Annotated in this window: 21 protein-coding genes; 13 read left to right on the forward strand and 8 right to left on the reverse strand. The window is 68.3% G+C overall.

Features of this window, described 5'->3' with window-relative positions; translation table 11 throughout:
• Nucleotides 1-3: 3 nt before the first annotated feature.
• The 4 genes from ACYVI5_RS06725 to ACYVI5_RS06740 are packed head-to-tail and all read left to right on the forward strand — an operon-like array spanning nt 4 to nt 2,015.
• Nucleotides 4-600 carry a GrpB family protein gene (locus tag ACYVI5_RS06725; protein WP_460579527.1) on the forward strand — a complete coding sequence of 199 codons (597 nt, stop codon included), beginning with the start codon at nt 4-6 and terminating at the stop codon, nt 598-600.
• A 40-nt stretch (nt 601-640) separates the two neighbouring features.
• Nucleotides 641-1,258, forward strand: a complete 618-nt coding sequence (locus ACYVI5_RS06730) for a P-loop NTPase family protein (protein ID WP_460579528.1) — start codon at nt 641-643, stop codon at nt 1,256-1,258.
• Entirely contained in the window at nt 1,255-1,632 is a 378-nt protein-coding gene (locus ACYVI5_RS06735; protein WP_460579529.1) for a VOC family protein, read from the forward strand. Before ACYVI5_RS06730 ends, ACYVI5_RS06735 begins: the two co-directional genes overlap by 4 nt.
• A 29-nt stretch (nt 1,633-1,661) precedes the next feature.
• A complete protein-coding gene (locus tag ACYVI5_RS06740; RefSeq protein WP_460579530.1) occupies nt 1,662-2,015 on the forward strand; it encodes a VOC family protein in 354 nt (117 codons plus the stop codon).
• Here the strand turns inward: ACYVI5_RS06740 and ACYVI5_RS06745 are convergent.
• Nucleotides 2,008-2,430, reverse strand: coding sequence for a hypothetical protein (locus ACYVI5_RS06745; protein WP_460579531.1), 423 nt, complete (start codon nt 2,428-2,430; stop codon nt 2,008-2,010). The two genes, ACYVI5_RS06740 and ACYVI5_RS06745, sit on opposite strands and share 8 nt — an antisense overlap.
• A gap of 172 nt (nt 2,431-2,602) precedes the next feature.
• Here ACYVI5_RS06745 and ACYVI5_RS06750 point away from each other — a divergent pair, with 172 nt between their 5' ends.
• Nucleotides 2,603-3,220 (forward strand): FMN-binding negative transcriptional regulator, encoded by a 618-nt coding sequence (locus ACYVI5_RS06750; RefSeq protein ID WP_460579532.1) that lies wholly within the window; start codon nt 2,603-2,605, stop codon nt 3,218-3,220.
• A gap of 93 nt (nt 3,221-3,313) precedes the next feature.
• Complete coding sequence (locus tag ACYVI5_RS06755; protein ID WP_460579533.1) at nt 3,314-4,336, forward strand: lactonase family protein; 1,023 nt, start codon at nt 3,314-3,316, stop codon at nt 4,334-4,336.
• Between the two features lie 285 nt (nt 4,337-4,621).
• Here the strand turns inward: ACYVI5_RS06755 and ACYVI5_RS06760 are convergent, their stop codons facing one another.
• Together ACYVI5_RS06760 and ACYVI5_RS06765 are read right to left on the reverse strand one after the other, a co-directional pair.
• Nucleotides 4,622-5,263, reverse strand: coding sequence for a winged helix-turn-helix transcriptional regulator (locus ACYVI5_RS06760; protein ID WP_460579534.1), 642 nt, complete (start codon nt 5,261-5,263; stop codon nt 4,622-4,624).
• 12 nt (nt 5,264-5,275) lie between these two features.
• Entirely contained in the window at nt 5,276-5,710 is a 435-nt protein-coding gene (locus tag ACYVI5_RS06765) for a VOC family protein (RefSeq protein ID WP_460579535.1), read from the reverse strand.
• A gap of 287 nt (nt 5,711-5,997) precedes the next feature.
• Here ACYVI5_RS06765 and ACYVI5_RS06770 point away from each other — a divergent pair, with 287 nt between their 5' ends.
• The 4 genes from ACYVI5_RS06770 to ACYVI5_RS06785 are packed head-to-tail and all read left to right on the forward strand — an operon-like array spanning nt 5,998 to nt 9,474.
• Nucleotides 5,998-6,807, forward strand: coding sequence for an ABC transporter ATP-binding protein (locus tag ACYVI5_RS06770; protein ID WP_460579536.1), 810 nt, complete (start codon nt 5,998-6,000; stop codon nt 6,805-6,807).
• Nucleotides 6,804-8,144, forward strand: coding sequence for a cell division FtsX domain-containing protein (locus ACYVI5_RS06775; protein ID WP_460579537.1), 1,341 nt, complete (start codon nt 6,804-6,806; stop codon nt 8,142-8,144). The genes ACYVI5_RS06770 and ACYVI5_RS06775 overlap by 4 nt, the downstream gene beginning before the upstream one ends.
• A gap of 41 nt (nt 8,145-8,185) precedes the next feature.
• Nucleotides 8,186-8,512 (forward strand): chorismate mutase, encoded by a 327-nt coding sequence (locus tag ACYVI5_RS06780; RefSeq protein WP_460536521.1) that lies wholly within the window; start codon nt 8,186-8,188, stop codon nt 8,510-8,512.
• Nucleotides 8,509-9,474: an SDR family NAD(P)-dependent oxidoreductase gene (locus ACYVI5_RS06785; RefSeq protein WP_460579538.1), complete on the forward strand. Its 966-nt coding sequence runs from the start codon at nt 8,509-8,511 to the stop codon at nt 9,472-9,474. The genes ACYVI5_RS06780 and ACYVI5_RS06785 overlap by 4 nt, the downstream gene beginning before the upstream one ends.
• Nucleotides 9,475-9,480: 6 nt before the next feature.
• Here ACYVI5_RS06785 and ACYVI5_RS06790 read toward each other — a convergent pair whose 3' ends face one another.
• From ACYVI5_RS06790 to soxR, 3 genes are all read right to left on the reverse strand, one after another.
• Nucleotides 9,481-10,083: a TetR/AcrR family transcriptional regulator gene (locus tag ACYVI5_RS06790; protein ID WP_460536517.1), complete on the reverse strand. Its 603-nt coding sequence runs from the start codon at nt 10,081-10,083 to the stop codon at nt 9,481-9,483.
• Nucleotides 10,084-10,164: 81 nt separating this feature from the next.
• Entirely contained in the window at nt 10,165-10,524 is a 360-nt protein-coding gene (locus ACYVI5_RS06795) for an SPW repeat protein (RefSeq protein WP_460536516.1), read from the reverse strand.
• 121 nt (nt 10,525-10,645) lie between these two features.
• Complete coding sequence (soxR, locus tag ACYVI5_RS06800) at nt 10,646-11,104, reverse strand: redox-sensitive transcriptional activator SoxR (RefSeq protein ID WP_460579539.1); 459 nt, start codon at nt 11,102-11,104, stop codon at nt 10,646-10,648.
• A gap of 63 nt (nt 11,105-11,167) precedes the next feature.
• Between soxR and ACYVI5_RS06805 the strand changes: the two genes are divergently transcribed.
• Complete coding sequence (locus tag ACYVI5_RS06805) at nt 11,168-12,652, forward strand: MFS transporter (protein ID WP_460579540.1); 1,485 nt, start codon at nt 11,168-11,170, stop codon at nt 12,650-12,652.
• 392 nt (nt 12,653-13,044) lie between these two features.
• Here ACYVI5_RS06805 and purL read toward each other — a convergent pair whose 3' ends face one another.
• Nucleotides 13,045-15,423: a phosphoribosylformylglycinamidine synthase subunit PurL gene (purL, locus tag ACYVI5_RS06810; protein ID WP_460579541.1), complete on the reverse strand. Its 2,379-nt coding sequence runs from the start codon at nt 15,421-15,423 to the stop codon at nt 13,045-13,047.
• Between the two features lie 226 nt (nt 15,424-15,649).
• Nucleotides 15,650-15,955, reverse strand: a complete 306-nt coding sequence (locus ACYVI5_RS06815; protein WP_460579542.1) for a hypothetical protein — start codon at nt 15,953-15,955, stop codon at nt 15,650-15,652.
• Between the two features lie 144 nt (nt 15,956-16,099).
• On the opposite strand from ACYVI5_RS06815, the gene ACYVI5_RS06820 reads away from it, so the two are divergent.
• Together ACYVI5_RS06820 and ACYVI5_RS06825 are read left to right on the forward strand one after the other, a co-directional pair.
• A complete protein-coding gene (locus tag ACYVI5_RS06820) occupies nt 16,100-16,957 on the forward strand; it encodes an MBL fold metallo-hydrolase (protein ID WP_460579543.1) in 858 nt (285 codons plus the stop codon).
• Nucleotides 16,954-17,448 (forward strand): Rrf2 family transcriptional regulator, encoded by a 495-nt coding sequence (locus tag ACYVI5_RS06825; RefSeq protein ID WP_460579544.1) that lies wholly within the window; start codon nt 16,954-16,956, stop codon nt 17,446-17,448. The genes ACYVI5_RS06820 and ACYVI5_RS06825 overlap by 4 nt, the downstream gene beginning before the upstream one ends.
• Nucleotides 17,449-17,477: the final 29 nt, after the last annotated feature.

Consider the following 17,477-nt stretch of genomic DNA (forward strand, 5'->3'; position numbering starts at 1 on the left):
ACGATGACATCCACGCAGAACCCGGCTGCGCTTTCGGACTACGACCCGCGATGGCCGCTTCGTGCCGAACAGCTACTCGCAGGCATCCGCGAAGCTCTCCGCGGCGTGCCGGGCGCGAGTGGCGCCGTATACGACCACATCGGATCGACATCCGTTCCCGGCCTCGCGGCGAAGCCCTTCGTCGATCTGCAGGTGCGGATGCTGCCACTTCCGTCTGACGCCGCGCTGGCGGAAAGGCTCCGCCCGCTCGGTTACAGAAGTGCGCAGGGCTCTCGTCCCGATTCTCCAGGCGTCGACCGAGACATCCCTCGCGGAGATCGCCAGGTCAGCGACGACGTCTGGGCGAAGTCGCTGTTCGTGCACGACGACGGCGTCATTCTGCACGTGCGCCGTTCCGACTCGCCGTGGGGTGAGTACACGGTGTGGTTCCGCGACTGGCTGCGCGCGCATCCGCAGGAGCGCGAGCGGTACGAACGGCTGAAGCGACACCTGAGCGCGCAGAATGCCGGAAAGCCGGACTACGACGACTACACCCGAGCCAAGACGGCGTTCTTCGACGAAGCGCAAGAACGATTCGAGGAGTGGGCTCTCTCTCGTTGAATGCGTGGACGCCGTCGCGCGACTTCGCCAGACTGCTGGAGTGAGTAGCGGCACGTTGGTGGTTCTTCGCGGTAACTCGGGTTCGGGCAAGTCGACGGTTGCGCGGATGCTTCAAGCGGAGTTCGCTCCGGCCGCCTGCCTCATCGTGCCGCAAGACCTGGTGCGCCGGGACATGCTCAGAGAGCTCGATATCGCAGGTGGGGCGAACATCGAATTGATTGAAGCCATCGCGACGTGGGGACTGGCGGGCGATCGCATCGTGGTCGTCGAAGGCATCCTCAATGTCAACAGGTACGGGCGGATGCTCCGGCGGCTTCAGCGGTCAGCAGCGCACTCGCACTTCTTCGCCTGGGATCTGGCGTTCGAGGAGACCGTGCGAAGGCACGCGTCCCGGCCGAAGCAACTGGACTTCAGCGCGGATGAGATGGCCGAGTGGTACCACGGCTGGCAGCCTCTGGACTTCGTCGAGGAGGTGCGAGTGGATGCGGCGACGACTGCAGAAGAGGTCGTCGAACTCATCCGTGTGGCCATTCGTCGGCAGCGGTCGGGCGTGGTCAACGGATCTGCCGTTGTCGAGCGGCTGTCGATCCCACCGCTGCCGAATCGTCATGACCATGAAGCCGCCGAACCGCGCGGCGCGATGAAGGAGTCGTCATGAGCACCATTGCCCACATCACAGGCGTTCGCACCGTGAGCATCCCCGTCGACGATCAGGATGCCGCACTGCGGTTCTACGCCGACACGCTCGGTTTCACTGTGCTGCGCGACATGCCGACGCCGAACGGCAGCCGCTGGATCGAGCTCGCTCCCGTGGAGAGCAGTGTCATCGTCACGCTGGAGCCCGCCGCGCCGGATGTCACGCGCGGCGCCATCGGCATCCGCTTCACCACGGATGACATCGACGCTGCGCACTCAGCCATGGCCGACCGTGGCGTCGAGGTGGATGACATCCTCCGGTGGCCCGGAGTTCCCGCCATGTTCGCCTTCCGCGACATCGACGGCAACACGTTCTCGATCACCGAACTGGCGTGATGGTGCCAGGGCCTCCCTATGCTCGTGGGATGGCTCTGGCATGGGAACAGGTGATCGTCCACGCGATCGATCCGGTCGCGCTCGGCACGTGGTGGGCGGAGGCACTCGGATGGTCTGTCGTCTACTCCGATGATGACGAGTTCGAGATCCGACCCGAACCTGACAAGCAGCCGGCGCTCGACTTCGTACGGGTCGATGAGCCCAAACAAGGCAAGAGCCGACTTCACCTCGACTTCCGGCCGGACGACCAGGACGCGGAGGTGGCACGACTTCTCGCCCATGGCGCTCAGCGGGTCGACATCGGCCAGGGAGAGCAGTCGTGGGTCGTGCTGGCCGACCCTGAGGGAAACGAATTCTGCGTGCTCGCCGCGCGCGTCAGGTGAAGTAGCCGCCGAACGTCCAGGTCGTCCCGGCATCGACCGCGATCGTGAAGTGCACGACGGCCACCCTGGGCGGCAGCGGCATCTGATAGCCGCTATCGCCACCGCAGGACCCGCCTTCGAAGACCCCCGGATCTTCTACCAGCGTGACCGTGCCGTCGCTGCTGCACTCCCAATTCGAGTTCAGGTACGCCGAGCCGTTCGGCACCCTGACAGTGAGCGTCTCGCTGCCCGTGCCGGAGAAGTTCACCGTGCCCAAGGGAACGGTCGATGGATGCGACGGCGACGGGGTGGATGCCACGAGCAACGTCGGCGCAGGGGGAACAGGCTCCGGCTTCGGTGCGGTGCATCCGGCGAGGCAGGTGCACACAGCTGCAACTCCGATCGCGATCGCAACCGCCGATGCTGCACGCCGCACTGTGACTCCTCCGTCCGCACCCGACGATATCCATCCACACGGATGCCCGCCAGCAGCACCCGCAGAGAGCCCCAAGTCGCCCGCGATAGTTTGAGGTCATCCCAACGGCGACTCGAGCGCGCGAGCACAGGCATCCGCTGCTCCGTCGCGACTGGGAATGGAAGGACTCCCGATGCGTCACACGCCCCACTACCTGATGACGGATCCCGAAGAGGTCAAGCGACTGATCCGGGGCAACCCGTGGGCCACGTTCGTCTCCCCCACCTCGAACGGCCTGATCGCGTCGCACTACCCCGTGATGGTCGATGAAGACGCCGATGGCATCACGATCGTCAGCCACTTCGGTCGCCCCGACGACGAGCTGCACGAGCTGGGACAGCACGAGATCCTGGTGATCATCCAGGGGCCGCACGACTACGTCTCACCCAGCTGGTACGCGCCCGGCGACCTCGTTCCCACCTGGAACCACGTCACCGCGCACCTCTACGGCACGCCGGAGATCCTCACCGAAGAGGAGAACTACCGGGTGCTCGACCGGCTCACGGACTACTTCGAGCAGCACTACCCGAATGGCCGGCACCTGAGCGAAGACGAGGCAGGCACGCGCCGTATCGCCAAGGGCACCGTCGGCTTGCGGATGCACGTGGCCCGCTTCGACGCGCGCGCGAAGCTCAGTCAGAACAAGACTCCGGATGTCATCGAGAACGTGACGGAACACATCGCCGAGAACAATCCCGCACTGGCTCGGGAGATGCGCCGTGTGAACGGCCGGGACACCACCCACACGTGACGCCCACGGTTCAAGTCGGTCAGATGGGGCCTTTTCCCGCCATTTAGGACCATCTGAGCGACCTGAATCGAGGTGCGCCACCAGACTGGATGCATGACCTCCTCGCTCTGGCTCGGCACGTACACGGGTGACTCCGGCGGGCACGGTCGCGGCATCGCCCGCGTGGACCTCGGGCCCGATGAAAACGGTGCGGAAGGCGCGATCACGGGCATCCATACCGCGGCCGCAGCGGATTCGCCGTCGTTCGTCGCGACGCATCCGACCCTGCCCGTCGTATACGCGGTCGAGGAGTTCGCGGGGCGGATCCGAGCGTTTCGCGTGGCAGAGACCGGGGACCTCGAGCCGCTGGGCGACGCGCATCCTGCCGGTGAGGCGGTGTGCCACGTCGCGGTCGCACCGCACGGACGGCACGCGATCGCCACGTGCTGGGGCGACGGACGCGTGCTCGCCTACGAGCTCGACGAGCGCGGAGCGATCGTTGGGCGGGCGGAGGCGCGGGCGTCCGTCGACCCGTACCGCGACATCGCCGATGAGCCCAGACCGAGCCGTGCGCACTCGGCGATGTTCCTGCCCGACGGACGCGTGCTCACCGCCGACCTCGGGCACGACACGGTGCGTGTGTGGCGGGCGGACGGCGCCTCGCTCGTGCCGGTCGCCGAGACGGTGCTGCCCTTCGGCAGCGGACCGCGGCACATGGCGCTGCATCCGAGCGGCCACGTGTATGTGGTGACCGAGTACTCGATCGAGGTCGTCGTGCTCGACCCTCAGACGCTGGCCGTGACATCCGTGGTGCCGGCGATCATGCCGCACGAGCGCGACGGCAACGCCGCGGCGCACATCTCGTTCGACGGTGACCGGCATGTTCATGTCACGGTGCGCGGCGCCAACGTGGTGGGCGTGCTCGAGGTGACGGATGCCGGTGCGAGCGTGCATCCGATCACCAGCGTCGACTGCGGCGGCAACTGGCCCCGGCACCACCTGCAGCTCGGCGACCGCCTCTACGTGGCGAACCAGCTCAGCGAGGACATCGCCGTGTTCCGGCTGCGCGACGGGATGCCCGAACTCGACACGACCGTGCCGACCGGTTCGCCGACGTGCCTGGTGCCGGTGGCGTGAAGCGGCCTCTCGACGGTTGTCCCCGGACGTTGCCCCATCGTCGCCCACGCGACAACTGGGGCCAGGTCGACGGAAGGTCGCCCTGAGTCCTCTCTCTCACGGCGTCGGCGTCGAGAATTGCCGTCCGGGGTTGTCGTTACTCCCGCCACAAACGGCAACTTCGGACTGGGAAGTCGCGGCGAAGCGGAACTTCCAGTCCGAACGTGTCGTCATCGGCCGGCGTCGCGGCAATCCGGGACGGTGACTTGAAGGTGGGCCCGGGTTGCTTCAATGTCCGGAGAGCGATCACGCGGCGAGGTGGAATGTGCTCGCGAAGCGGCCCAGTAGCTCGCGCGGCCCCTGCAGCACCTCGACCACGCCGGTGTCGATAGCCTGTGCCGGTTCCAGTTCGCCGGAGATGAGGCGACGGATGTCCGCCCCCGCCGAAAAGACGAGGTCGGCGGCTCCGGCGCCGCGCTTGACCTGCAGAGCGGTGCCGTCCACACGCACGAACAACTCGGCCGGACCGACCCGGGCCGAATAGGCGGTTGCAGGAAGCTCCGCCGCAACCTTCGGCTGGAAGGCGGTGCGGAGATCCATCGTCATGGAATCCGGCGTGATGACCTGCTCCGCGCGCGGCTCCCCCAGCGTTTTCAAGCCCCAGGCACCCAGCGCAAGCACGATCGGCTCGAGCTCCCGGCCATACGGCGTCAGTTCGTAGAGGATGATGCGGGAGCGCGGCGCCCTGCGGATGACGCCTGCCGTCTGCAGCTCCTTGAGCCGCGCCGCCAGGATGTTGCTCGGGATCCGCGGCAATCCCGCGGCGAGTTCCCCGTAGCGGCGCGGCCCGACGAGCAGGTCGCGCACGATCAGCAGCGCCCAACGCTCCCCGACGAGCTCCAGCGCCTGGCTGACGCCGCCGTACTGGCCATAGTCTCGCGCGGCCACGAGCGGCGCGGCTCAGGCCTGCTCGTTCGCGAAGGCCTCCGGCCCCTGTTCGGCGGCGACCGGGTCCATCCAGCCGAACTCGAGCATGTTGCCGTCGGGGTCGGTGAGCTGCCGCTGGTACATGAAGCCGTAGTCGGCGGCGGGGCGGTCCTCGCTGCCCCCGGCCTCGACGCCCCTGGCGACGGTCGCGTCTACCTCGTCACGACTGTCGAGGAAGATCGCCGTCGACACCGAAACGCTCTCGCTCGGGTCGCCGATGGGGCGATCGGTGAACGTCTGAAAGAAGTCGCGCACCAGGATCATGAAGTAGTTGTGGTCCTCCTCGACCACGACGCAGGCGGCGTTGTGATCAGTGAACTGCGGATTGATGCGGAATCCGAGCGCCGTGTAGAACGCCTTCGAGCGCTCCAGGTCGGTCACCGGCAGGTTGACGAACATCGCGGTCATCGTGGTCTCCCTTGTACGGGTCCGGACTGAGCTCCGGAGGTGATGAGCACCACACTTGCAAAAAACAAGTGGAGTGTCAATACCCGGGTTGAGGTAGGTGTCGGATGCCGCCGCGGGATGAAGCGAGCGCGGTAGCGTCAGGGACATGGCCGCCTGGGCGGGAAGGAGGCGCTTGCGTTCTTCGCCTAGGCCACGCTCGCAAGGTCATCCCTCCGGCTGACCGCTCGGTGCCCCGAATCAACCCGTGGCCTGACGTGCGAGGCGACCGCAACCGGAACGATGGATGCATGGCTGCGATTCTCGAGGCATCCGCCCTCACGAAGTCCTACGGCGAGACCCACGCACTGGCTGGTGTCACGCTCGACGTTCAGGCGGGGGAGGCGCTGGCGATCATGGGCGCGTCCGGGTCGGGCAAGTCCACGCTGCTGCACGTGCTGGCGGGCATCCTTCCACCGGATTCCGGATGGGTCGCCCTTCATGCACCGCAAGGCACGGTGTCGGTCGGCGAGCTGAACGATGCCGCGCGTTCGGCACTGCGGCGCGACACGTTCGGATTCGTGTTCCAGCAGGGGCTGCTCATTCCGGAGTTGACCGCCATGGAGAACGCGGCTCTGCCGCTGATGCTGCGCGGCGTTCCGCGCCCTGAGGCGGAACAGCGCGCCACAGGCTGGCTCGCCGCCCTCGGGCTCGCCGGCCTGGAACAGCGCCGCATCGGCCAGCTCTCCGGCGGCCAGGCGCAGCGCGTCGCCGTCGCCCGAGCTCAGGTGATCGAACCGCTCGTGGTGTTCGCCGACGAGCCAACCGGCGCGCTCGACTCCACAACGTCGGCCGAGGTGATGGATGCTCTCATCTCCTCGACCACCGGCCGCGGCCGCACATTGGTGGTGGTCACTCACGACGAGAGCGTCGCCGCCCGCTGCACCCGCGTGGTTCGGCTACGCGACGGGCTCGTCGTCGAGACGCGGTCGAAGGTGGCGGGCATGGACTACATCCAGACGCCTGCCGGACCGGGAGCCGGGACGATGCCGCAGGTGATCGGTGCCGGAACGGGCGCGGGCCATCCGGCAACCGTCGCACCGCAGGGGCAGGACCGATGAAGACGCTCACCGTCGCCCGCCTGCTCGCGAGACCGACGGCATCCGGAAGAGCTGCCCTGGGGCTGCCGATCGTGGCGTTCGGCGTCGCGACAGCGCTGCTTCTGACGACGCTGGCCGGTGCGATGTCGTTCTTCCGCTGGCATGACGAGCTGGGTTTCACGTATCAGGTGCTCGCGATCTTCGCGTCCGCGCTGCTGCTCGTTCCCCTCGCGTCGCTCGGCGGATCCGCGGCACGCCTCTCGGCTCGGCGCAGGGATGACCGCCTCGCGACACTGCGCCTGCTCGGCGCCACGACCGGTTTCGTCGCCCGCCTGACCGTGCTCGAATCGATCGCGCTCGCCGTCGTCGGCGCCCTCGGCGGCGTCGTGCTCTATCTGGCGCTGACTCCGCTGGTAGGACTGATCTCGTTCCGCGGGCATCCGATCGGGGCGGCGGCACTGTTGCTCAACCCGCTCATCGTCGCGGCCGTCGTCGTGGGGGTCGGCCTGCTCGCCGGTGTCAGCGCCGTGATCGGTCTGCGCAGCGTGGTCGTCTCGCCGCTCGGCGTGCGCACCAGGCAGTCGGCGCCGCGCTCGCATTGGATCCGCGTCGTGGCGGGCGTCGCCATCGTCGCGGCCGTCGTGTTCTGCGTCGCCAATCCCAGCCTGCTCGGTGGCGCCGTGACCGTGATCGTCGTGCTGGCCGCGGCCTTTGCTGCAGCCAACGCGGTGCTCGGCCTTGTCGGCCCGTTCGTGATCAAGAGGTTCGCGATGTCGGGACTGCGCAGGGCCAACACACCGCAGCGCCTCATCGCCGCACGGTCCGTTCTCGAATCGCCGAAGGCGGCCTGGCGTCAGGTGAGCGGCGTCTCGATGACGAGCTTCATCGCGGTCTTCGCAGGCACGGCGCTCGCCATGGTCGGAGCGGTGAGCGGCGATCGCGGTGGGCCGGAGCAGACCATTCTGCTGGGGGACATCCGCACCGGCGTCTTCATCACGCTGGCCATCTCGTTCGTGATGGTGGCGTGCTCGGTGGGGGTGAGTCAGGCATCCGCGATCCTGGACCGCCGCGAGCTCTACGTCAGCCTGGATCGGCTCGGGATGCCCGTGAAGACCATGAACTCCGCCCGCGTTCGCGCTGTGCTGTCCCCGCTGCGCGTCGTCACGGTCGGGTCGGCGGTCACGGCCGCCGTCATCGTGTTGCCGATGGCCGGCGCGGCGCTCGTGCTGGCCCCGTTGTCGCTGGTGACGATCGCGGCCAGCATCGCCGGTGGCATCCTGGTGGTCTGGCTCGGGCTCCTGGCGACCCGGCCCGTGCTGCAACGGACGCTCAGCGAACCGATCGCGATGACCGAGTGATCGCCAAGGTCGGAGGCACCAAGAGCGACTACCCTCGACACATGCCCCAGAATGATCAGCAGGATGACCGCGCGCGCGCCCTGGAGCACCTCTACGCCATTCGGGAGAGCATCGACAACATCGATGCCGCGCTGATCCACCTGCTCGCCGAGCGGTTCAAGTTCACGAAGCAGGTCGGATATCTGAAGGCTGAGCACGGGCTGCCCGCCGAGGATCCGGTGCGGGAACGCGAGCACATCAAGCACCTGCGCGAGCTCGCCGTGGAGAGCCACCTCGACCCGGAGTTCGCCGAGAAGTGGTTCAACTTCGTGGTGGCCGAGGTGATCCATCACCATGTGCGCGCCGGCGCGCAGCACCCGGTCGAGTGAGCGCCGGTAGCGCCGCCGAACAATCCGCACACAACGGCAGCGCGGGCAACATCCCCGACCAGACCGGTCGCACGGCGGTCGTGACGGGAGCGAACAAGGGCATCGGATTCTTCACGGCTGCCGCGCTCGCCGGCGCGGGCGCGCATGTCGTGCTCGCGTGCCGCAGCACGGAGCGGGCGAATGCCGCCGCGCGCGCCATCCGCGCGAGGTGCGCACGCGAGGGGGTGCGGGCATCCGTCGAGGTGCTCCCGCTCGACACGGCCAGTCTCGACAGCGTCGCCGCGGCGGCGAAGGTACTGGGCGAGCGGGAGTGGATCGATCTCATCGTCGCGAACGCCGGCGCAGTGCATCCACCCGAGTCCCGTGAGACCACCGCCGACGGCAACGAACTCGTGCTCGGCACGAACCTGCTCGGCCACTTCGCCCTGCTGGCCGGCCTGATGCCGGTGTTGCGGCGCTCTCCCGGCGCGCGCGTGGTGAGCCTCGGCAGCATGGCCACGCGCCTCAGCTCGTTCCTGCTCGACGACCTGCAACTCGAGCAGAACTATTCGCCGTGGCGCGCCTATGCGCAGTCGAAGATCGCCGTCGAGTCGTTCGGGTTCGAACTGGACCGCCGGATGCGCGCCGCCGAGCTCGACGCCACCAGCGTCGTCGCGCATCCGGGCTACTCGATCAGCGGACGCACGCCGCGCATTCCCGGGGTCAACGAGCCGTCACGGATGACCGTGTTCGTCGACTCGCTGCAGGCACCGTTCACGCAGGGCAAGGATCGCGGCGCGCGGTCCGTGCTGGCTGCTGCGACGCATCCGGATGCCGTTGGCGGCTCGTACTGGGGACCGCGATGGCGCGTGAAGGGTTTGCCCGTGAAGCAGGATCCGGCGTGGCAGTGCGCAGACCCCGCGACAGCGAAGCGGGTCTGGGAGTTCGCGGAGCAGGCGACGGGCCTGCGGTTCGAGCTCTGAACCGCGCTACGCCCGCGCAGACCTGCGGCCGTGCCGCGCTGGACGCAGGCCGTCGGTGACGAACTCGGCGAGCGAGGCGAGTTCGGACCGCGCAGCCTCCGTCGCGCGGTCGGTTCCCAGCGCGAGGATGCCGAGCCACGCCAGCGCCGCGCTGCGCAGGCGTGACGCGGCAGGTCGCACCGGGGAACTCGCGGCCAGCACCTTCTCGATGAGGGCCTGCAGCCGGTCGCGGTGCTCGAGGAGGGCGGAGAGGACTTCGGGATGCGTGTGCTGCTCGCGCGACACGATGACGCCGATCACGTGCGAGGCATCCTCGAGCTCGCGGATCTTCGCGGTCAGGTTGAGCAGGGAGCGTGCCGGATCTCCCGGCTCGGCGAGCGCGTCCACGTCGACGGGACCGAGCGACATCCGCTCCGCGACCAGGGCGCGCAGCAACTGGGACTTCGTGGGGAAGTAGTAGAACAGCAGCCCCTTCGGCACACCTGCGGCCTCCGCGATCGCGGAGGTCGGGGTGGCGTCGAAGCCGCGCTCGGCGAAGAGACGCTCGGCGGCATCAAGGATGCCTGCGCGAGTCTCGGCTGCCTCTCGGGTTCTGCGAGGCGGGTTCATCGGATGCTCCGGGCGGATAGGGCGGGTAAGAAAGGGCGGGGCGGCAGTCTCGCTGCCACCCCGCTATCGTGTTCGGCCTCGTCAGGCTCGCGAGTGCGCCACGTGGTGGTCGCCGCCGGGGATCGGCACCAACTCCCACGCTGCCACGATGATGGCGACACCGCCGCACACCCACGAGAACCAGGCTGCGCCCATGTGCGTGGCGTACATGCCGGCCCAGGGAGAGATGAACAGTAGCACGCCGAGTACGCCGTGCACCCATTCCATCCAGGCAAGGCCTGGCATCGACAGGTTGATGAGTCCCGCGATGATGAGCAGAACGCCGAGCACGATCATGAGCACGATCGACAGCCCGCCCGGAGTCACCCAACTCGTGGAGATAGCCGCGACGACACCGGCCGCCACGGTCACCCAGTCCTGCCACCTTGTCCATTTCTTCATGAATCACACCTCCTCGATGTGCCCCTCAGGGACGTCTCTTACGTTACGCCTGACTGACCGCCCGGTCAATAGAATCGGATCTGCACACACGGCTCATGCGGGGCCTCGTGCGGCGAGCGCCCTACTCCCAGCGCCGGGGGCCGGTGCCGTCGCCCGTCGCCCCGAGGGAGTCGTCGGGATTCTGCAGGGCGCAGGTGCGTAGGCTCAGGCATCCGCAGCCCATGCAGCCCGTGAGATCGTTGCGCAGGTGCTCGAGGGCGGTGATGCGGGTATCCAGAGCCTCGCGCCAGTGCGACGAAAGCAGGGCCCAGTCGCGCTTGGTCGGTGTGCGACCCTCCGGCAGCGATTCGAGTGCGGCGCGGATCTCTGCCAGCGGGATGCCCACTCGCTGCGACACGCGAATGAACGCCACCCTGCGCAGCGAGTCGCGCCGGTAGCGCCGCTGGTTGCCGCTCGTGCGCTCGCTGGCCAGCAACCCCTTGCGCTCATAGAAGTGCAGCGCCGAGACCGCGACGCCGCTGCGCTCGGCCAGCTCGCCCACCGTGAGCATGCGGTGTGCGCCGCCGTCCAGTTGGGGCATCGGCCCTCCTCACCCTTGTCGCGATTGACCTCAACAATAGTTGAGGTCTTATCGTTGGGCACCATGACCGATGAGACGGATGCCGCACCCCAGACGCCGTCTTCCGCTTCGCTGTCCGCTTCGTCGTCGGAACTCCCGCTGAAGGATGCCGGAGGGGCGGCCGCCCGCCGCACCAGCATCGCGACGGCGGATCCGGCTGACGAGCCGCGCGGCGGCGTGCTCGGTGCGCACTTCCGTTGGATCACGATCGGGATGTGCGCCCTGGTGCTGTTCGTGGCCTTCGAAGCGATGGCTGTCACCACGGTGATGCCGGTGATCGCACACGAGTTGCACGGGACATCCCTCTACACGCTCGCCTTCTCGGGCTCGACCGCCATCAGCGTCGTCGGCATGGTCGTGGCGGGCGCATGGTGCGACAGGCGTGGGCCATCGGTGCCTCTCGTGATCGCCGTCGTGCTGTTCGTGATCGGGCTGGCGATCGCGGGGCTCGCGCCGAACATGGTGGTCTTCGTGCTCGGGCGCCTCGTGCAGGGGCTCGGCGGCGGCGCGCTCACGGTCGCGGTGTACGTGGTCGTCGCGCGGCAGTACCCGGCCAGGCTGCAGCCGCACGTCTTCGTCGGGTTCTCGACCGCCTGGGTCGTGCCGTCACTGATCGGACCGTTCCTGGCCGGCCTGCTCGCCGAGACCGTTGGCTGGCGCTGGATCTTCCTCGGCGTGATCGCCGTCGCGGTCGCCGGGCTGCTCATGATCAGACGGGTGCTCGGAGCCTCCGGAGATGTTGCGGGCGACGATGTGCCGCCGTGGCAGCCGGCCCGTATCGTGTGGTCGGTCGTCGCGGCCTGCGCCGTTCTCGTGCTCGGAACGGCGACGGAGCTCGACGAGCTCTGGCGGTGGATCGTTTTCGTGCTCGCGATGGCGGTGCTCCTGGTGGCTGTGCGTCCGCTTCTGCCCCGCGGAACGCTGCGGCTCGCGCGCGGGCTGCCGTCCGTGATGAGCACGCGCATCTTCATCACGGGCGCCGAGCTGGCCTGCGAGGTGTACGTCCCGTACCTGCTGATCACCCGCTACGGGCTGAGTCCCGCGATCGCCGGGCTCGCCCTCACCGGTGGTGCGATCGCCTGGTCGGGCGGGTCGTGGCTGCAGGGCCGACTCGGCCCGCGCCTGCGCAACCGGGGTTGGATCGTCCTGGGCGTGGCATCCATCGCTCTGGGTCTCGTCGGCACGACCGTGATCTCCGCTTTCGACCTCTCGCCGTTCGCCGTCTTCGGCGTGTGGATCTTCGCCGGCCTCGGCATGGGGCTGGCCACCCCGCGGCTCTCGGTCATGATGATCGGCTACTCCACGTCCACCGACCAGGGGTTCAACAGCTCGGCGCAGGCGATCGCGGATGCCGTCGGCGGGTCATCCGGGGTCGCCGTCGCCGGACTCGTGTTCGCCTCGCTCACCGCCCTTGGCGCGTCGTGGCCGTTCACGGCGTGCTTCCTGCTCGGCACGGTGCTGGCCGTCGCCGCCCTCGCGACGGCCACCCGCGTGGGCCGCACCCGCTGAGTCCGCGCTCGTTCGACGCCCGTCCGGCGACGCGCGAGACCACCGCCTGCGCAACGACCCCCGCGTCGCCCTGCCTGCGCTACCACCCTCGCGTGGCCCTGCCTGCGCAACGACCCCCGCGTGGCCCTGCCTGCGCAACGACCCCCGCGTCGCCCTGCCTGCGCTACCACCCCCGCGTCGCCCGCGTCCGCCCGCCAGCGCGCCGCGCCATCTCGGCTCCCGTGTCTCCACCTCCCAAAACAGGCAGGAAACCGCATTCCTCCCGGGAACAGGCAAATTCCGCCTGTTTTCGAGCGATCTGCCTGTTTTCCAAAGGGCGCAGCGGCGTCCGCCCACATGAGGCGTCGACGGGAGCAGGCCCGCAAGCGAGCCGGCCCACAGCGAGCCTGGCGCTATGCCCCCGGCGTGTAGTACTCCTGCGAGGCCGACTGGCCGACGACGGGTCCGAAGTGCTCCGCGAGCGTCGCCTGGTGGGATGCCCGCAGCTCCTCGAGCCCGACGGTGAAGACATCCTGCACCTCGAGAACCGGTTGCTCGCCGACCACCGCATCGGTAACCCCGATGCGCAGAACCGGGTAGTCGCGGCCCTCGCACAGGCCGCGGAACTTCACGTCGTCCTCGCGCGGAACGGACACGATGACGCGGCCGGTGGACTCGGAGAACAGGGCCGTCGCGGCATCCACTGCGTCGCGGTCCATGATCTCGGTCAGCCACACCCTCGCACCCACGCCGAAGCGCAGCACGCTCTCGGCCAGCGCCTGCGCCAGCCCGCCGTCTGACAGGTCGTGCGCCGAAGCGAGAAGGCTCTCCATGGAGGCCGCGTGCAGCAGCTCAGCGAGCCGCTTCTCCGCGTCAAGGTCGACCGACGGCGGACGCCCGCCGAGGTGCCCGTGCACGGTACCCGCCCACGCGGACCCGTCGAGTTCTTCACGGGTGACTCCGAGCAGGTAGATGTTGTCGCCGGCATCCTGCCACCCGGACGGGACGCGCCGCGCCACGTCGTCGATCACGCCGAGCACGCCCGCGACCGTGGTCGGGAAGATCGGGGTAGACCCGGTCTGGTTGTAGAACGACACGTTGCCGCCGGTGACGGGGATGCCCAGCTCGAGGCAGGCATCCGAGAGCCCCTCGACCGCCTGCGAGAACTGCCACATCACCTCGGGGTTCTCCGGGGAGCCGAAGTTGAGGCAGTCGGTGACGGCCGCCGGGACGGCACCGGTGACGGCGATGTTGCGGTACGCCTCCGCGAGGGCCAGGCGAGCGGCTTGGCGCGGGTCGAGCTGGCCGTATCGTCCATTGGCGTCGGTCGCGATCGCGAAGCCGAGGCCGCTCTTCTCGTCGACGCGGATCATCCCGCCGTCGTCGGGGAACGACAGCGCAGTGTTGCCGCCCACGTAGTAGTCGTACTGGTTGGTGATCCAGCTCTTGTCGGCGAGGTTCGGCGAGCCGACCAACGCGAGGAACTGGTCGCGCAGCTGCTCGCGCCCCTCCACGGTGGATGCCTCGGGCCGGGCGAGCGTGCTCGCCGAGTCCGCCTGCAGCGCGTCGATCCAGCTCGGATACGCGACCGGCCGGTCGTACACCGGCCCGTCGACGGCCACCGTGCGCGGGTCGACGTCGACGATGCGCTCGCCGTGCCAGTCGATGATGAGCCGCCCGGTGTCGGTGACCTCGCCGAGCACGCTGGTCTCGACATCCCACTTGCCGGTCACGGCGAGGAACGCGTCGAGCTTCTCGGGGGTGACGACCGCCATCATGCGCTCCTGCGACTCCGACATGAGGATCTCCTCGGCCGTGAGCGTGGGATCGCGCAGCAGCACGGCATCGAGCGAGATGTACATGCCGCCGTCGCCGTTGGAGGCGAGCTCGCTGGTCGCGCACGAGATGCCCGCGGCGCCGAGGTCTTGGATGCCCTCGACGAGCTTCTTCTGGAACAGCTCGAGGCAGCACTCGATGAGCACCTTCTCGGCGAACGGGTCGCCCACCTGCACGGCTGGCCGCTTCGTCGGGCCGCCCGACGCGAAGGTGTCGGACGCGAGAATGGATGCCCCGCCGATGCCGTCGCCGCCCGTTCGCGCCCCGAAGAGCACCACCTTGTTGTCCACCCCCGACGCGTTCGCCAGGTGCAGGTCTTCGTGCCGCAGCACGCCCACCGAGAGTGCGTTGACGAGCGGATTGCCCTGGTACACCGGGTCGAAGTATGTCTCGCCGCCGATGTTCGGCAGGCCGAGGCAGTTGCCGTAGAACGAGATGCCGCCGACCACGCCGTGCACCACGCGCGCGGTGTCGGCCTCGTCGATCTTGCCGAACCGCAGCTGGTCCATGACGGCGACCGGACGAGCGCCCATGGAGATGATGTCGCGTACGATGCCGCCGACTCCGGTCGCGGCGCCCTGGAACGGTTCGATGTAGCTCGGGTGGTTGTGCGACTCGACCTTGAACGTGACCGCCCAGCCCTCGCCGACATCCACGACTCCGGCGTTCTCGCCGATGCCCACCATGAGGTTCTTCTTCATCTCGGGCGTGACCTTCTGCCCGAACTGCCGCAGGTACTTCTTGGAACTCTTGTACGAGCAGTGCTCGCTCCACATCACCGAGTACATGGCGAGCTCGCCGCTGGTGGGCCGGCGGCCGAGGATCTCGCGGATGCGCGCGTACTCGTCGTCCTTCAGGCCGAGCGCCGCGTATGGCTGCTCCTTCTCCGGTGTCGCCGCGGCGTTCTCGACCGTGTCGAGCTGGCTGATGGATGCGGATGCCGGGGGCTCGGACAAGCGGCTGACTCCCTGTGTTTGAGCGTGCGCAGACGGGCGGCGCAGAACGCCCTCCAGTCTACCGGCGACTGAGGTGAGAGCTGAGAACGCTCGCGTTCTCAGCCGAGCCGATGGAGTCGGTGAGCGTTGCAGCGCGATACCGGCGACCCGATGGAGTCGGTGAGCGTTGCAGGCGCGACCGGCGACGATGGAGTCGGTGAGCGCGGAGCCGCGACATCCGGGACCGCTACAGCGTCCCGTGAGCCGCCCACAGCTCGGCTGCGCGATCCGCAGCCCGATGGATCAGCTGAACAAGCTCCGGTCGCTCCGGCACCCGGAACGAGACGTATGCTCCTCGTCCCCCTGCCACCGGCCGGCCATATGCCTTCGCCGCCAAGTCGCCGCCCGGCAGGAGCCGCACTGTGATGCTCTCGAGCTCGAACTCCTCGTCGCGACGGGTGTCGCGCCAGCGCAATTCCTGCGGTACCAACACGTTGATCGCCAGTGCTCCGACCTCGGGGATGCCTGTGAACTCATCGCCGTCCTGCGCCATGGTCTCATCCTCTCGCGGGATCGCCACGCCTACCGTCACTGATCGTTCGCCGGGTCGAGCAGTTCGCACCGTGTCACGGCGAAAAGAACCTTGCACACCGCCGATGTAACAGCTATGGTTACAACCAACGAAAGGGGTAGGGCGATGAAGACACTGGACTACGAGGTCAGGACAGAGAAGCGGGAGGGCCTGACTCGGGACCTCCCCGCTGGACAGGAAGAGTGGAGGTGGGTCGCCAACTCGTCCACACTCGTCGTCGGCGAGCAAGAAGCGGTGCTGGTCGACACCTTCACCACGGTCGAGCAGAATGCACGGCTGATCGATTGGGTGCGTGACCACGGAAAGACGCTCAGCGCCGTCTACCTGACGCACGGACATGGCGACCACGCGTTCGGGATCGGTCAGCTGCGGGCGGCGTTCCCCGCCGCGCGCATCCTCGCCACCGCCGGTACTCTCGCCGAGTTGGAGCTGCAGGCCCGCCCGGAGTGGCGCGATGACTTCTGGGGCCGGTTGTTCCCGGGTCAGATTCCGCCGGTGGTCCTTCCGGAGTTGCTGGAGGGAGGCGCGTTCGAGGTGGAAGGGCACGAGTTCCGCGTCATCGAGGCCGGCGACACCGACACATCGGGCACCACGTCTCTCTGGGTGCCGGACCTCGGCCTCATCGCCGCTGGGGACGTCGTTTACAGCGGCACGTATCCCTACCTGGCCGAGACGACTGCCGCGTCGCGACGCAACTGGATCGACGCGCTGCTCCGGCTGAAGGAACTCGACGCGCGTTTCGTGGTGAGCGGTCATAAGCAGCCCGGCGGTTCGGACTCGCCGGCCGACATCGACGCGACGATCGGGTACCTGCGCGACGTCGCGCATACCGAGGCTGAGACCACGACCGCACTCGACTTCTACGAGAGGATGCTTGCGAAGCAGCCCGGCCGTGCGAACGTCGGCTCGCTGTGGGGTGCGGCAAAGCTGCTCAAGGGCGCACCGACAGAGGGAACGAAGTGAGCGCGAACTCCCGACTGAGCCTGGCGGTGCACGCCCTCGAGTGGATCGAGCTGCGGCGCCGATTGGGCGGTGACCGGGCCACCTCAGAGGGCATCGCCGGGAGCCTGAGAACCAACCCCGTCGTCGTGCGCCGCCTGCTCGGCAGTCTGCGGGAGTCGGGCCTTGTGATCGCGCACCGCGGCTCCCGCGCGGGATGGTCGCTCGCCCGGTCAGCTAGCTCGATCAGTATCCGGGACGTGCGCGATGCGCTCGGCGACGAGCCGCTGTTCGGTCTGCACACCACTCCACCGTCCGAGCGTTGCCCCATCGGCTACAGCATTCGTCCCAACCTCGAGCGGCTCTACCAGCGAGCGCAGGACGCAGCGGATGGCATCCTGGCAAGTGTCAGCATCGGCGAAGCGTTGGACCAGACTCTGGAGGCATCGAGCGCGCGGCCCGAGCTTCTCGACGCCTTTGCGCAGTCGGTGCGCTCCGCGATCGGCGGCGACTGACACGGACTCGGTCCCATCGGGCATCTCCG

This window comes from Humibacter ginsengisoli, from assembly GCF_054780095.1.